Below are 13,950 nucleotides of genomic sequence, written 5' to 3'. Positions count from 1 at the left end.
CAAGGCATCCCAAACCGTACGCCGACAATAATTGAGGCCCGCACCCTAACAGGGGTGCGGGCCTCAATGTTCAGCTGAACCTGGTCAGTTCTTGCCGGCCCTGGTCGATTTGCGCCACCAGTAGACCAGCATCAGAACAATGACCGCGGCCGCCGCAAGAATCGCCCACATCCACCACTGCCACTGCATACCGGAACCATCGAAAACAGAATCGTCACTGGGGTCCATAGGAACCCGGTGCCCTGTTACCAGCAGACGGTGCGTGTTAATGCCATATGGCGTACACGTGATGAGCGTGACGAGATCCTTGCCCTCTTCCCGTCTGATAGAACTGGTGTCCGAAGGATCAACAACCCGGATATCGTCGACCTCGTATTTCAGCTTCTTACCGCTGACCGCAATGTAGAAAGTATCGCCCTTCTGCACCTTTTCGAGGTTGTCCCACATCGTCGCATCCTGCAGGCCCGTGTGAGCCGACAGAGCAGAATGCCGCCCCTCGCCCTCACCCTTGCCGCCCACAGGGAAGTCCGTGCCGTACAGGTGACCGGCACCTCGGGTGAGGGCCTTTTCCGACGTCCCGTGGTAAATCGGCAGATCAGAATTGATAGACGGAATGACGACCCTACCCAGAGCATCCGTTTCCGACAGCACCGACAGGTACTTTTCATAGCGCTTGTACTCGGGTGAATCTTCGTCATCCGAAGTTGTCCACGTATCTTGAACGCTGATCTGGCCCAAGGCCGCGTTGTAGGTGTGTGCATCATCCCAGGCCGTGTTCAGAGCCTCGGGCGAAGCCTTCTTTTCCAACTGCGAATACTCATCAGCTGCGCGCCGCTGCTGAAAATTGTTCCACTGGGTGGCTGCAACAGGGTAGAGCAGCACCCCCAAACCGACGACCACCAGTACGAAGGCGATAAGGGCATTGCCATTGATGCCCTTTCGCTTCTTCGTCCGCTTGCTGCGCCTGCTGGGCGGTGTTGGCATGTGATCGTAGTTACGGTTAGCATCCTCTGTGTCCGCCTGACCGCTCCCGTGAGAGTGCCGCTCCATATTCTCCTGCTTTAAGCTCTAGGGCTGAGTGCCCTCAGTCGTTCCAGGCCCACACGTCTTCGCCGCATGAGCCGCCCCGTGTTTAGGTCCAGGCGATATGTGAGTCTATTTGCTCTCTTGCGTGGGTGTAGATTTGAGCATAGTCGTCAGGTGACAGGTATCCCAGCGATGAATGCCTACGGTCATGATTGTATCGGTGTTTTCAGTCTCCGATCACGACTTGTGCTCACTTATCGAAAACGACCTGAGTAAGTGAGCCGTGGCAGCGCGACGTCTGCCTGGGCCTAGAAGTATCCCTCCGCAAGCTCTTTCAACGCAGTCTTTTCCAACTCAGTTTAAGCCAGTAACCGTTTCAGCGTGGCGTTTTGCTTCTCAAGTTCCTTGAGTCCCTTAACATGATCGGCTTTCATACCGCCATATTGATTGGGCCACCGATAATACGTTTGCTCAGCCGCTTCCAGCTCGCGGCACACATCAGCCACGGTCTTGCCTTCTGCCAGGAAGCGATCTGCTGGGCTAAGCTTCCGGACAATCTACTCCGGCGTGTGGCGCTTTCGTTGAGTACTCATCCTGTAATCCAGTCTCCCCGACAATACGGGATTGATGGACTCACATAATGAATGGACCTAAAAGGGATCAGGTCAGGATTTCACCTTGGTTACAGGCCACAATATCTACGGCTCGTCTTCAGCAGCCTGGTTTCAGAGAAGTGCTCGCGGATATGGGTTAGTGCGTGCTATCACGAGTAGGTCACGAGCATCGGACCCCCATTCGCCGTGTTGATGAAGGCGGGGTTCACGATCGTGCCGTTGAGCCTGTATTTCAAGGAGGGCCGCGCCAAGCTTGAGATCGCGTTGGCTCGCGGTAAGAAGGAGTGGGATAAGCGCCACGCCTTAAAGGAGAAGCAGGACAACCGTGAGGCATTGCGTGCGTTGCGTTCGCGTAACCGCCGTGCGGGCGTCGTGTAACATGGTTATCTGCACTCATTGCGGTGAGTGCATCGTTCAGCCCACTGAGGCAACTGACACGCGAGTATCTGATGCTTGCGGGTTCCGTCAGTTGTGTGGGTGGGATAACTGAATACGGGGGCGACTTGGTTTCGACGATGTGAGTCGCGACAGGGGAAGCGGGCCGAGAATGTAGAGTCATCTCGTTAACGTTCTCTGCAAACTAATAAGTGCCGAATCTAAGCGCACTGACTTCGCTCTCGCTGCCTAATTGCAGTGACCGAGTCCGTCAGCCCGGGGTTGCTATCGCTCCGGTTGTCTGACGTCAGCTAGATAGCCACTGGTGGGCACGCTTGCCGTGAGCGTGTCCGCGACATTTTTAGCGGCTGAGTCCACAGGGTAACCACAGGCCACTTGCACTGGTGATGGTCTCTGGGAGTGAGAAGCCCTGAAACAGTGCTGCGCCCGGAGAAGTCCTGGCAACACCACATCGGACGCGAGTTCGATTCTCGCCGCCTCCACCACTTTGGGGACCTGGTGAACTCTCTTGTGCTCTTGCGCAGGAGAGTTCACCGGGTCCTTTTTCTATGCCCGTTTTATGCCTGAAGTTTTCGTGACGTGATGGCCACTGTCAGCATGTCGCCGTGTGGGGTCAGGCTGGCGCTCAAGGTTTCTGCCAACGAGCCCGCGGCTTTCCAGGTCTCGTCGGCATGACAGGTCAGAAGAGTTCCTTGTGGGAAAGTCATCTCCCAGCTCATCGCCGCGTCGTTGCAGTGCCGTTCAATACGGCACCGGATGTCTTTCACGGGTTCCCCGTCAGTTAGGTCCAGCGCGAAGCCAACATCGACGATCCTGCCAGCGACATCGACATCCACTGTGAGAAAAGGGCACTCATCGAAATAACCGGTCTCGGGAAATAAAGCAGCCCCGGGGGACTTCCATCCAAACCCGCTACCGTCTGCCCAGCAATACACTTCTAAAGGCCTCGTATCAGCTTCGAACATCTTTACTCTCAGCCGTGCTGCAGCCAGCCGGCTGCCTCGCCCGGTTTCATGAACGGGGTAGGCCAGTAGGCGAGATGAACGTCCTTCAATTTCTTCCACACGGGAACCGTGGGGTCGGCAGGGTCTGCCGTAGCAACCATCACATCGGGTCCGTGGACAGCCAAGCGTTCGCGGCAGATGCCGCAGGGACTCAGTACGAGATAGCGGCCATCGACGAGGCGTGAAAGACAAATTGACGCGACGATGCGCTGATCCAAACGGTAGGCGGCGCAATATGGTTCCGTCTCATGACATAACGCAACCCCAGAGTTGGCGACCTCAGGCGCTGTCCCGGCCAAAACAGTGCCATCTGCTAGCAGCATGGCGGCCGCCCCCATATAGGGCTGGTCTGCAGGAAAACGATCCTCGATGAACTGCTGACACTCATCACGCAACTGGGAGAGCGGCAGATTGGAAGCTGGGGTCATGAATCTCAATTCTAATGCGCCGGATTTAACACCGGGTCCGGAGTGCTGTTTACCCTGGAGCGTTCTAGGCTCCGTAATTCGTGGCCTCTGAAAAGAGTCCGAACCGAACCTAGCCTTCGACCTACGCTCGCTTCCTCCTATGAAGTGCTAATTAAATGGTGTTCGCCGAACGATCATTCATCCGTCACTCATTGCAGTTTAAGATCTGGGTCGAGGGTGACATACGATTCCTCGCCGTTACGTTCGATGAATGTTGCCCAGCCAAACTTTTCGTCCCTACCGTGACAAGCCGTGAGCCAGGTGCCGGATTCATCCTTCATGAGGCCAGTTGAACAGTCGTTTCCACTAATGAAAGTAGAGTCATCATCTCTCAGCATTTCGACACCGTTGATGTCGTAGACGCGAAGGGAGACATAGCGCGGCCCACCGCATGCGCTTCGCGCGGCTTGATTTAGATTGTTTTTCCACTTGATTTCCAGGAGCCACAGTTTCTTGCCTTTCTTTTTTTGATAGTGCGCCCATAGGTGCCTTGAATCGATTTGCTGCTTTCGATTTTCTTCACGCTGATGTTGGCAGACGGCGATTTGATTACAACTCCGACGTTGTGTGTTTCGACCCTGTTGTCGTCCTCTTGCGCTAGATCAGCAAAATCGTCTGCAGAATCTGTAGCGGAGTCCTCAAATGAATAGGTCGCAAAGGGGTCGTTAAAGTCAGAAGCTGGATTCTCCGGTGAAACACTAAAGAATGGGTCATTCCAAGCTGAAGTTTCAGTGGCCGAGTTTTCTGGAGCTGGAGTGTCGGGGGAGTGCCCTTGTTTGCTCTCGGAGCTGCAAGCGGACAGGCCCAGTACAAGGGAAAATGCTACGAAAGTGGAAAATGCTGCCACTGATCCAGTTTTCTTCATAAGGGGACCATAGGCATGAAGAGCAGGAACTCTGAGAAGCTGATGAAACAATCCGGACTTGTACAAGTTTCCGAGGGATAAAGCATCTCGCAACGCGGGGGCAACACTCGAAAGTGCCCAGAATAGCGGTAGTGTGTCGCATATCACGAAAATTATTCAGGAAGGCGAGGCCTATCTAAAGCGGGGTTTAAAGACCTACTAAACAAGATCAGTGGATAGCAAGATTCATCAAAACTAAAGTCTATCTCTCAACGATTGAGGAATGTCAGGATCAAATACAACAAATGAGCGTGCATCATTAACGCAATGACTGTAAGGTAGCTCATTGGCCTCAGCGCAAGTGCTTCTTGAAGTGCGGACGCTGAGAACTGAACATTGGAAATATTGTCAAAGGCTGCTGGACGGTTGTCCGGAAACGATGACTCGTCTGTCCAGTCACCAACGGAATAAAACCCGATGCATCAAGCATGACGAGAGGATAAACCGGAGGAACACATGGACTTATTCGGATTGGGTCCTGACGGCTCATATAAACTCATCGCCGTCATCATTTACTTCATAGCGATGCTCTTGATCGGCTACTACGCTTTCAAGAAAACTGACGACGGCGACGACTACATGCTCGGCGGCCGCCGCCTGCACCCATTCACCGCGGCACTCAGCGCCGGCGCGTCTGACATGTCCGGCTGGCTCATGATGGGCTTGCCTGGCGCCCTGTACATGATGGGTATGTTCCAGGCATGGATGGCGATCGGCCTCACCATCGGTGCGGCACTCAACTGGATCTTCGTAGCGCCACGCCTGCGCCGCTTCACCGAAGTCACCAACGACTCCATCACCATCCCGAGCTACTTCGAAAACCGCCTCGGCGATAAGTCCCGCATCCTGCGTATCGTCTCCGGCATCGTGATCCTGGTGTTCTTCACCTTCTACGTATCCTCCGGCATGACTGCTGGCGGTAAGTTCTTCCAGTCTGCGTTCAACGGCAGCTACCTGACCGGTATGCTGCTCGTCGCAGGCATCACGCTCGCCTACACGATGTTCGGCGGCTTCCTCGGCGCAACCTACACCGACACCGTCCAGGGCCTCATCATGCTTGCGGCCCTCCTCATCGTCCCAGTTCTCGCCGTGATCTCCGTTGGCGGCCCACAGCAGGTCATCGACGGTGTTCTCAGCGTCAACCCAGACTTCGGCTCCCTCATGAAGGGCGGCACCATCGTCGGCGCCGTATCCGCGGCCGCATGGGGCCTCGGCTACTTCGGCCAGCCACACATCATCATCCGCTTCATGGCTCTGCGTTCTTCCCGCGACGCCCGCTGGGGTGCCGCAATCGGTGTCGGCTGGATGGTGCTCTCCGTGATCGGCGTCATCGTGACCTCGATGGCCGGTATCGCATACTTCAACCTCAACCAGGACAAGCAGCTCACTGACGCCAAGAGCGCTGAGACCGTGGTCCTCGACCTCGCTCAGAACCTCATGCCGTCACTGCTGGCAGGTTTCGTGCTCGCAGCGGTTCTCGCCGCGATCATGTCGACCATCTCCTCCCAGCTCGTGGTGACCTCCTCGGCGCTCGTTGAGGACCTCGCACTGGTGTTCAAGCCAGGCATGTCCAAGACCACGAAGCTGTGGCTGGGCCGCGTCGCCGTTCTGATCGTCGCGATCATCGCTGCATTCCTCGCGCTGGAAGAAAACGCGACCGTGCTCGGCCTCGTCGCATTCGCATGGGCCGGCTTCGGTTCCGCATTCGGTCCTGTTGTGGTGCTCAGCCTCTACTGGAAGCGCCTCACCAACTGGGGCGCGATGGCGGGCATCGTTGGTGGCGCGACCGTCGCGTTCGTCTGGAGCAAGAGCACAACGCTCTCCACCCTGGGTGGTGCACTCTCCGAGCCGCTGTACGAGATCGTTCCAGGCTTCCTGACCTGCCTCGTACTCGCGGTAGTGGTTTCCCTGCTCACTCCAGCACCTGGTGAAAAGGAGCTCGCAGGCTTCCACCACATGGAAGCCCCAACGCAGGCTGTGCCGATCGTCCAGGCCGCAGGCGCCGGTTCGACTGGTGACGCCGGCCATCGTGGCCCCGGCATGAAAGCATAGGAACCATGATCCTTATCAATGTGAAATACAAAGTGAAGCCGGAGAAGGCCGAAGAGTTCCTCAACGCCGTTGAGGAGTTCACCAAGGCAACCCGTAACGAGCCAGGAAACCTCTGGTTCGAGTGGTACCGCGACCCGCAGGACCCAACGGTGTTCCTGCTGATCGAAGCGTTCAAGGACGACGCGGGCGAAGCCCACGTGAACTCCGACCACTTCGCTAAGGGTCTCGAGTCGATGAAGCCTTTCCTCGTTGAAACCCCAGACATCGTCTCTCGCCAGGTCGAAGGCGAAGGCTGGGACAAGATGGGCGAACTGCGCATCGACTAAGCGGGCCACTAGCTCCGGCTAGATCCGCAAGCTACATCGCAAGGGCGGGACGTGTTCATACACGTCCCGCCCTTGCGTTGTTCAAGCTGTGTTGTTCGCGGCCCTTGGCTCTCTATGCACTCAGAGGAACAGGGCTTTACCGATCAGCAGGCCGAGGTAGGCCGCAGGAACGGCTAGGCCGAGGATCGCGGCTAGGGTCGCAGCACTTCGCAGCCAGTCCTTCTCGCGTACGGCGGACACCATCGCGGTGGCAACGGACGCGATCGTGGAAAAACCGCCGCAGAACCCTGCCAAAACGGGCACAGCCCACGCCTGATCGGCGAACCCGCCAGTGAATAACCCGAAAATGAAACACGACAGCGTATTGGCAATCGACATTCCCCACGGGAACTTTGACGCGATCTTCCCGCTGGCCCTCGCGGCCTCTTCCCGGCGTATAAACCACACTCTCGCAACGGAACCCAACCCACCTGCCAAGCTCACCGTCAGCACCGTCAGCAACGCGCTCATTGTTCATCACCGCCGGAAGCAAGATCAGGCTGAGTAAATGAGGAACCCGGCTTCCACAACTGGGCGAGTCCGAAACCCGCAACAGCACACGCCAGCGCCACCCCGACGTGCATTGACAGCACAGCGAGATCGCCCACGATGTCTGAAGCAAGCAGCGTCACCGCGGAAACCGATCCGAAACCACCCACAAAACCCGGGCTGACAAACGAACGCCACTTCACAGCGGCAGAGTTCCCGCCCAAGCCTCGGCCGCGATCCCACATGCCCATAACCCACCCCAGAAACAGCGAAGCTACGCCATTCACGAGGAGAATCATCAGGTTCTCTGGCCACCGCCACGCATCCCCGAGTAGAACCAGAGACTCGCGCACCGCAGCACCGAGCGCACCGCCCACGAACACGGCCGTATAGATCGGCGATGCGGGTGAAATGACGCGACGTAGAGAACTCATAAAACGAACGATGCTGGGGTGGGCTGAACGGGGCCGACCGGAAGCGCTTAGTTGGAACCGTGCTGATGGGTTGGCAGGGGAGTAGGGGTGTGCTCTGCCTCGCGGGTCCCTAGCAGGTCCAAGGCCGCATCGTGCAGCAGACCATTCGAAGCGATTGCGTTTCCGCCCCACGGGCCATCCTCAGCCTGCAGAGACGTGAATACGCCGCCGGCCTCGCGCACAATCGGTACTAGCGCCGCCATGTCATAGAGGTTCAGCTCAGGCTCAGCCGCGAAATCCACCGCGCCCTCCGCGACGAGGCAGTACGAGAAGAAATCACCATACGCGCGCGTGCGCCACACGGTATCGCTGATCGCCAGCACGCCATCGAGCCAACCGCGGGCCTTCCAGCCCGTGAGCGAAGAATACGAGAACGAGGAATCCGCCAACTCAGTGACACCCGAAACCCCGATGCGGCGAGCATCATCCAGCGAAGCACCAGTGAACGCTCCGTGCCCCACGGAAGCCCACCATCGGCGGCCCAACGCTGGCGCAGATACCAGGCCCACCACGACCTCGCCGTCCTCAACCAACGCAATCAACGTAGCCCACACCGGAACGCCACGCATGAAGTTCTTGGTGCCGTCGATCGGGTCGATAATCCACACACGGTTCGATTCACCAGTGGAACCAAACTCCTCGCCGAACACCGCATCATCCGGGCGAGCTTCCCCCAAACGTGCACGGATCAGCTGCTCAGCCTGCCGGTCAGCTTCCGTGACAGGGGTAGCGTCCGGCTTCGTCTCAACATACAGATCCGCGGCGCCGAAACGCTCCATCGTCAAAGCATCGACGGCATCGGCGAGCTCATGCGCCAAAGCAAGGTCATCTGGTAGGGCAGAGGTATTTGGAGTGTGGGTCATACTCACAACCCTAGCCACCCAACGTCTTGAGGTCCTCATCGTTGACGTCGCTTTGACGCGAAGCCAGCAAACGGCGCATCGACGCCAACCGAGCCTCACCGCTCGGGCCGGCCTTCCCATCGGCGACCCACGCGTCCAAGGCACACCCCGGCTCGTCGGCCGCATGCGTGCAACCGCGAGGGCAATCGGCAGTCGCCGGAACAAGGTCAGTGAACGCGTTCACGATGTTCTCGTCGTCCACATGGCCCATCCCGAAGGAACGGATCCCCGGCGTGTCAACAATCCACGAACCCGGGCCGCCGCCGCGCAAATGCGCGGCCACCGCAGAGGATGACGTATGACGGCCGCGGCCGGTCACAGCGTTGGTTGCCCCGGTCTCGCGCTCAGCTTCGGTGAGTGCGTTGATCAGCGTGGACTTACCCACGCCGGAATGGCCGATGAGCGCGGAAAGCCGGCCATCCAAGAGTTCATGGAGGCGTTCCTGGGTAGCCTCATCCACGGGACGCGAGGCAACATCTTCCGGATGCTCCGCTGAGCCCGACGTGACAACGCGGACGCCCAGACCCTCATACGTCTCAACCAACTGAGCAGGGTCGGCGAGGTCCGTCTTGGTGATGACCAGAGCGGCATCAATGCCCGCATCCGAGGCTGCAACCAGGGCACGGTCAATAAAACCCGTGCGCGGCTCAGGATTCGCCGCAGCCACGACGATCACGAGCTGATCGGCGTTGGCAACAATGACGCGCTCAACCTGATCAGAATCGTCCGCGCTGCGGCGCAATAACGAGGAACGCTCCTCGACGCGGACGAGACGTGCCAAGGATCCCTCAGTGCCCGACACGTCGCCCACGAGACGCACACGATCGCCCACCACAATCGCCTGACGGCGCAACTCCCGAGCACGCATCGCGGTGACGATCCGCTGCTCACCGCCAGCCTCAGCCTGCTTCTGACGCAGACGCTGAGCCTTCTTAGAACCCGAGCCTTGAGCACCCGCGCCCTTAGAACCGGCGCCCTGAGAACCGGTGCTCGGCTCCTCCAAGAGAACGCAACGGTAACGGCCGCGATCAACGCCCACGACCATCGCGAGCACCGCATCAGCATGCGCCGGTCGGTCCTTCGTCCGCGGACGGGTGCCGCGCTTATTCGGACGGATCCGAACATCCGCCTCAGACCACTCACGTCGCACCATCACTGCCCGCCGCCTACGTTTTGGGTGGGAGCATGGTCGGTAGGGGGGTGGCCAGTATCCGGGTTAGCTACGGCCTTCTGCGACAGCATGTCAGCCCACATCGCAGGGAAATCAGGCATGGTCTTCGACGTGGTCTCGATGTTCTCAACCTTGAGACCCTCAACCGCCAAACCGACGATCGCGCCCGCGGTAGCCATCCGGTGATCCTCATACGAACCGAACACCGTCGGGCGGAGCTCGCCTGAAGGGCTGATCACCAGCCCATCCTCGGTCTCAACAGTTGGGGAACCCACCGCGGAGAGCTCCGTGGCCAACGCAGCCAACCGATCCGTCTCATGCCCGCGCAAGTGAGCGATCCCCGTCAAAGTACTCGGACCATCAGCCAACGCACACAAAGCCGCTGCCGTAGGCGCCAACTCAGCCAAGCCATCGGCCTCAACGCCTGAAATCCGGCCGTCACCAGTCACCACGAGCTGCTCAGTGCCAAACGCGTCCGGCTCCCGGTGCACCCGCGCACCAAAACGCGGAAGAAGCCGCTCCCACTCAGCACCAATCTGAGTCGTGGAAGACGGCCACCGAGGAATAGCAACCCGGCCACCACACACCAAGGCCGCGGCCAAGAACGGTCCGGCATTCGACAAATCAGGTTCAACCACAACATCGCCAGGCCGCAACGGGCCAGCCGTAACAGACCACGAAACTCCATCGGAACCCACCGAGGCATCCACACCAGCGGCACGCAACGTCGCAACAGTCATCTCAACATGCTGAGGCGACGGAACCGCGCCGCCCACATGCCGAACCACCAAACCACGCGGCAACCGCGCACCCACCAACAACGGACCCGACACGAACTGGCTTGAACCCGTTGCGTCCAACGAAATCTCGCCACCGGCAACCCGGTCAGAACCCGTTACCGTGAACGGAAGGAAACCATCCTCGCCGCCCACAACATCGGCACCCAACGCACGCAAGCCCGCAATCACGGCACCCATCGGGCGCACACGAGCAGCCGCATCGCCATCAAACGTCACAGGCCTACGCAACAACGCCGCCACGTACGGGACAAAACGCATCACCGTACCCGCAAGCCCGCAATCAATCGAGACCGGCGCGTGCTCCCACAACGCCTCCTCAGCCAGCGGCGTTACCAGCAACGTCGACGAATCAACCCACTCGAAGCCGACCCCCAACGCAGACAGCGCCTCAACCATCAAATCGGTATCACGCGAACGCAAAGCCCCCACCACGCGAGTAGGGGCATCAGCCAACGCCGCCACCACAAGGTGCCGATTCGTCAGCGACTTAGACCCAGGGATCTCAACAACAGCATCCAACGGGCCATCAGCAACAGGGGCCGACCACAACATCGACGACATGGAAGCGAAACAAAACCCTTCGAAAATAAAAAGTGTCCCCTCAACCAGCAAACCGCCAGCCGAGGGGACACCCCATCACTAGGACGACAAACCGGCGGCGTTAGCGGCCTTCTTAGCCTGCTTCTTCGCCTTCTTAGAAGCCTTCTTAGAAGCCTTCTGCGTGCGGTAAGCCAACGACGGCTTGCCATCAGTATCCACCACAGCCAACAACGCGCCACCAGTCAGGCCTAGCTGCGTCGTAACTGCCAGCGCACGCGAACCATCCTTATGCTGCGGAACGCCATCAGCAAGCAAGGTCGCCGACTGCGCCGCCACGATCAAAGCAGACGCAAGACGAGGCATCTTGCCCAAAGCCAACAACGCACCAGCACCCACCTGAACACCGCCCAGAACACGAGCAGCCAACTCAGGCTTCTCAGCTACCGACTGAGCCTGTGGAACAACATTGGAAACCTTGTCCAAGAGCGGGCGCAAACCATTGCCCGTGCGCTCCGGCGAACGGAGATGGGCAACACCTGCGGTAATGAACGGTGCCGCCAACAGTGGGCGAGCAACACGACGTACAAGGCTCATTTTTCCTCCAATACTCAGGCGCCAGGCAACGCTTTCGTCGCGAACCCAACACCCGCGGGGTTGTTATGTCTTCCATCCTTACACGAGCAGGCCATCCAAAGCATCTAAACCACGCATAATGCCCGCAACTTTGGAGGAGCCACCAAGCGTTAGGGAATACTTCGCGCCACGTTTCCGTTGAACCTAATGACATTCAAAGAACGTGTGAGTGTTGCAGGAAGGGGAGTGCTGATGGTTTCAACCGTGGAAACACCTGCCACCACAGCGCTATCCAACGCCGTATCAAGCGCAAAGCAAGTAACATTGGCCGGGATGACAACCACACACAACCACGAAGAGCTTGACGGCTACGACGCCGAGGATATCGTGCTCAAAGATGACGTGGAGTCTGAAACTGACGTGCATGCGAACGCGGCGGCAACAGACTCCGAGCCAGTTGACCTCGAGCACGAGACGGCTGAAGATCGACGTCAGCGCTTCGAACGCGACGCCCTCCCGTACGTCGACCAGCTCTATTCAGCGGCTCTGCGGATGGCGCGTCACCCAGCCGATGCGGAAGACCTCGTCCAGGAAGCATTCGCCAAGGCGTACGCCTCATTCCACCAGTACAAACCGGGCACCAACCTGCGTGCCTGGCTCTACCGCATCCTGACGAACACGTACATCAACCTTTACCGGAAGCGGCAACGCGAACCGATGCGCTCCGGAACTGACCAGGTTGAGGACTGGCAGCTCGGAGCCCAGATCGAACGCGGCGACAAGGCTCTGCGCTCAGCCGAGGCTCAAGCCCTGGACGCGTTGCCAGATTCAGAAGTGAAGCGAGCTCTCCAAGAGATCCCGGAAGAGTTCCGCTTAGCGGTGTATTTCGTTGATGTCGAAGGTTTCCCCTACAAAGAAGCAGCTGACATCCTGGACGTACCGATCGGGACCATCATGTCCCGCCTGCACCGCGGACGCCGCCAGTTGCGAGACATGCTCAGCGACTACGCAGTAGAACGTACCGAAACATCCACAGGGGCTAAGAAGAAAGAAAAGAAGTCGACCAAGAAGGTCTCGAAGAAGGAGCAATCATGACTCAGGGCTGCAACGAACTCGGTGGTTGCACTGAAGCCCGGCTTGAACGCATCTACGAATACCTCGATGGTGTGCTGGAAGCCGACGGCGTCGACGCAGTGCGCGCCCACCTCGAAGGCTGTGAAGAATGCCGCAGCGTCTACGACTTGGAATGCATCATCCGCAACGTCGTACGCCGCAGCTGCCACGATGCCGCACCGGAACAACTCAAATTCAAGATCCTTGACCGGCTAGAGGAAATCAAAGACTCGATGCCGGAAAGCGCTTGACGCGGCACACGCCGCAGTCGCGTCGGTGGAAGATAGCCGTTACGACGCAATACTGACCGATCCGGCCCAGCGCACAATAAGGGAGCCACAATAAACACAGCACAGTGCGTTTGGTTAAACGCTGGTGGGTCTGCACTCCACAATTCGTGGACGGTGCAGACCCACCAGCGTTTAAACGATCAAACGATCAGGTGTTTGGCTTCTTGCCGTGGTTCGCCTTGTTCCGGCGGCGATCCTTGCGCTTACGTGCACGCTTGCTGCTCATCGCGTCCTCCTTACAACGTCATAAATCCATGAACAATTCGTGATACTCGGGTGTCTCGCACCGAGCACTTCCGTCTATTATCGCATGCGACGGGCATGAGAATGAAAGTCAGCGAGTAGGCTCAGGGATACCAAGCCAGGTATACCAGCCGCGATGCATCACAAGCCACGCCATCAAACCATGGCCCTGTTGCCCAGGAACACCGTTATTCGACGCCAAATCCGCGCGGTACTGCTCATGCTTCTCAAGCGGGCGGAATGTATCCACATAGAAATGGTTGCGGCGAGTTGTCACATCCGCGAACGCGGCAGACAAACGGGCGATCTCCTGGTTGCGGTCGGCCTCAAGCCGCGGGGGAGGGCCCACCACAAACGTGCTCAACCCCAGCTGAGTTGTAGCATCCAAGATGTTGGCCAAGTTCAAACGCGACCGAGCCGTCGTGACCCCGTACGTGGCATCCGCATCGGATAGCGCAAGGACCAAACGGTTCTCGCCGTCTTCAGTGAAACGACGTTGAGCCTCACCCAACCAGCGTTCAGCGAGCT

At 58.5% G+C, this 13,950-nt stretch carries 16 protein-coding genes, 1 other RNA gene and 2 pseudogenes; 6 read left to right on the top strand and 13 right to left on the bottom strand.

Going from position 1 to position 13,950, the window contains the following annotated elements; translation table 11 throughout:
- Positions 1 to 84 precede the first annotated feature (84 nt).
- Together JOD50_RS00090 and JOD50_RS00085 are read right to left on the bottom strand one after the other, a co-directional pair.
- Positions 85 to 1,050, bottom strand: a complete 966-nt coding sequence (locus JOD50_RS00090) for a class C sortase (protein ID WP_275587650.1) — start codon at positions 1,048 to 1,050, stop codon at positions 85 to 87.
- A 225-nt stretch (positions 1,051 to 1,275) separates the two neighbouring features.
- Positions 1,276 to 1,583: pseudogene (locus JOD50_RS00085) on the bottom strand (transposase); the annotation flags it as partial.
- 258 nt (positions 1,584 to 1,841) lie between these two features.
- Between JOD50_RS00085 and JOD50_RS00080 the strand changes: the two are divergent.
- Together JOD50_RS00080 and ssrA are read left to right on the top strand one after the other, a co-directional pair.
- Positions 1,842 to 2,018 (top strand): annotated as a pseudogene (locus JOD50_RS00080) (SsrA-binding protein); the annotation flags it as partial.
- A gap of 116 nt (positions 2,019 to 2,134) precedes the next feature.
- Positions 2,135 to 2,521, top strand: a transfer-messenger RNA (tmRNA) gene (ssrA, locus tag JOD50_RS00075).
- Between the two features lie 72 nt (positions 2,522 to 2,593).
- Here ssrA and JOD50_RS00070 read toward each other — a convergent pair.
- The 3 genes from JOD50_RS00070 to JOD50_RS00060 all read right to left on the bottom strand — a co-directional run bounded on the left by JOD50_RS00070 (position 2,594) and on the right by JOD50_RS00060 (position 4,372).
- Positions 2,594 to 3,001 carry a hypothetical protein gene (locus tag JOD50_RS00070; protein ID WP_204879946.1) on the bottom strand — a complete coding sequence of 136 codons (408 nt, stop codon included), beginning with the start codon at positions 2,999 to 3,001 and terminating at the stop codon, positions 2,594 to 2,596.
- An 8-nt stretch (positions 3,002 to 3,009) separates the two neighbouring features.
- Positions 3,010 to 3,468: a cytidine deaminase gene (locus tag JOD50_RS00065; protein ID WP_109303353.1), complete on the bottom strand. Its 459-nt coding sequence runs from the start codon at positions 3,466 to 3,468 to the stop codon at positions 3,010 to 3,012.
- 451 nt (positions 3,469 to 3,919) lie between these two features.
- Entirely contained in the window at positions 3,920 to 4,372 is a 453-nt protein-coding gene (locus JOD50_RS00060; protein WP_204879945.1) for a hypothetical protein, read from the bottom strand.
- Positions 4,373 to 4,867: 495 nt separating this feature from the next.
- Here JOD50_RS00060 and putP point away from each other — a divergent pair, with 495 nt between their 5' ends.
- The gene (gene putP / locus JOD50_RS00055; protein ID WP_109303354.1) at positions 4,868 to 6,463 is read left to right on the top strand and encodes a sodium/proline symporter PutP; all 1,596 of its coding nucleotides are present in this window, start codon (positions 4,868 to 4,870) and stop codon (positions 6,461 to 6,463) included.
- Positions 6,464 to 6,468: 5 nt separating this feature from the next.
- Entirely contained in the window at positions 6,469 to 6,789 is a 321-nt protein-coding gene (locus JOD50_RS00050) for a putative quinol monooxygenase (protein ID WP_204879944.1), read from the top strand.
- A 120-nt stretch (positions 6,790 to 6,909) separates the two neighbouring features.
- Here the strand turns inward: JOD50_RS00050 and JOD50_RS00045 are convergent, their stop codons facing one another.
- The 6 genes from JOD50_RS00045 to JOD50_RS00020 all read right to left on the bottom strand — a co-directional run bounded on the left by JOD50_RS00045 (position 6,910) and on the right by JOD50_RS00020 (position 11,797).
- Entirely contained in the window at positions 6,910 to 7,299 is a 390-nt protein-coding gene (locus tag JOD50_RS00045) for a fluoride efflux transporter FluC (protein WP_204879943.1), read from the bottom strand.
- Positions 7,296 to 7,751, bottom strand: a complete 456-nt coding sequence (locus JOD50_RS00040; protein WP_204879942.1) for a fluoride efflux transporter FluC — start codon at positions 7,749 to 7,751, stop codon at positions 7,296 to 7,298. The genes JOD50_RS00045 and JOD50_RS00040 overlap by 4 nt, the downstream gene beginning before the upstream one ends.
- Positions 7,752 to 7,798: 47 nt before the next feature.
- Positions 7,799 to 8,653, bottom strand: coding sequence for a histidinol-phosphatase (hisN, locus tag JOD50_RS00035; protein ID WP_204879941.1), 855 nt, complete (start codon positions 8,651 to 8,653; stop codon positions 7,799 to 7,801).
- Between the two features lie 10 nt (positions 8,654 to 8,663).
- The gene (rsgA, locus tag JOD50_RS00030) at positions 8,664 to 9,845 is read right to left on the bottom strand and encodes a ribosome small subunit-dependent GTPase A (protein WP_204881453.1); all 1,182 of its coding nucleotides are present in this window, start codon (positions 9,843 to 9,845) and stop codon (positions 8,664 to 8,666) included.
- Positions 9,845 to 11,224, bottom strand: coding sequence for a 3-phosphoshikimate 1-carboxyvinyltransferase (aroA, locus tag JOD50_RS00025; protein ID WP_204879940.1), 1,380 nt, complete (start codon positions 11,222 to 11,224; stop codon positions 9,845 to 9,847). Before aroA ends, rsgA begins: the two co-directional genes overlap by 1 nt.
- Positions 11,225 to 11,302: 78 nt before the next feature.
- A complete protein-coding gene (locus JOD50_RS00020) occupies positions 11,303 to 11,797 on the bottom strand; it encodes a DoxX family protein (RefSeq protein ID WP_204879939.1) in 495 nt (164 codons plus the stop codon).
- Positions 11,798 to 12,109: 312 nt separating this feature from the next.
- On the opposite strand from JOD50_RS00020, the gene JOD50_RS00015 reads away from it, so the two are divergent.
- Together JOD50_RS00015 and rsrA are read left to right on the top strand one after the other, a co-directional pair.
- The gene (locus JOD50_RS00015; protein ID WP_204879938.1) at positions 12,110 to 12,871 is read left to right on the top strand and encodes a sigma-70 family RNA polymerase sigma factor; all 762 of its coding nucleotides are present in this window, start codon (positions 12,110 to 12,112) and stop codon (positions 12,869 to 12,871) included.
- Positions 12,868 to 13,140: a mycothiol system anti-sigma-R factor gene (gene rsrA / locus JOD50_RS00010; protein WP_101629542.1), complete on the top strand. Its 273-nt coding sequence runs from the start codon at positions 12,868 to 12,870 to the stop codon at positions 13,138 to 13,140. Before JOD50_RS00015 ends, rsrA begins: the two co-directional genes overlap by 4 nt.
- 187 nt (positions 13,141 to 13,327) lie before the next feature.
- Here rsrA and JOD50_RS10655 read toward each other — a convergent pair whose 3' ends face one another.
- Together JOD50_RS10655 and JOD50_RS00005 are read right to left on the bottom strand one after the other, a co-directional pair.
- Entirely contained in the window at positions 13,328 to 13,405 is a 78-nt protein-coding gene (locus JOD50_RS10655; RefSeq protein ID WP_375231749.1) for a 50S ribosomal protein bL37, read from the bottom strand.
- A 108-nt stretch (positions 13,406 to 13,513) separates the two neighbouring features.
- Positions 13,514 to 13,950: SGNH/GDSL hydrolase family protein (locus JOD50_RS00005; RefSeq protein WP_204879937.1), on the bottom strand; the 437-nt coding region annotated here is incomplete at its 5' end.

The sequence above is a fragment of the Pseudoglutamicibacter cumminsii genome, assembly GCF_016907775.1.
In the GTDB taxonomy this organism is placed as follows: domain Bacteria; phylum Actinomycetota; class Actinomycetes; order Actinomycetales; family Micrococcaceae; genus Pseudoglutamicibacter; species Pseudoglutamicibacter cumminsii.
Note: the sequence above shows the minus strand (reverse complement) of the source record. Positions and strands in the feature narration are given on the sequence as shown.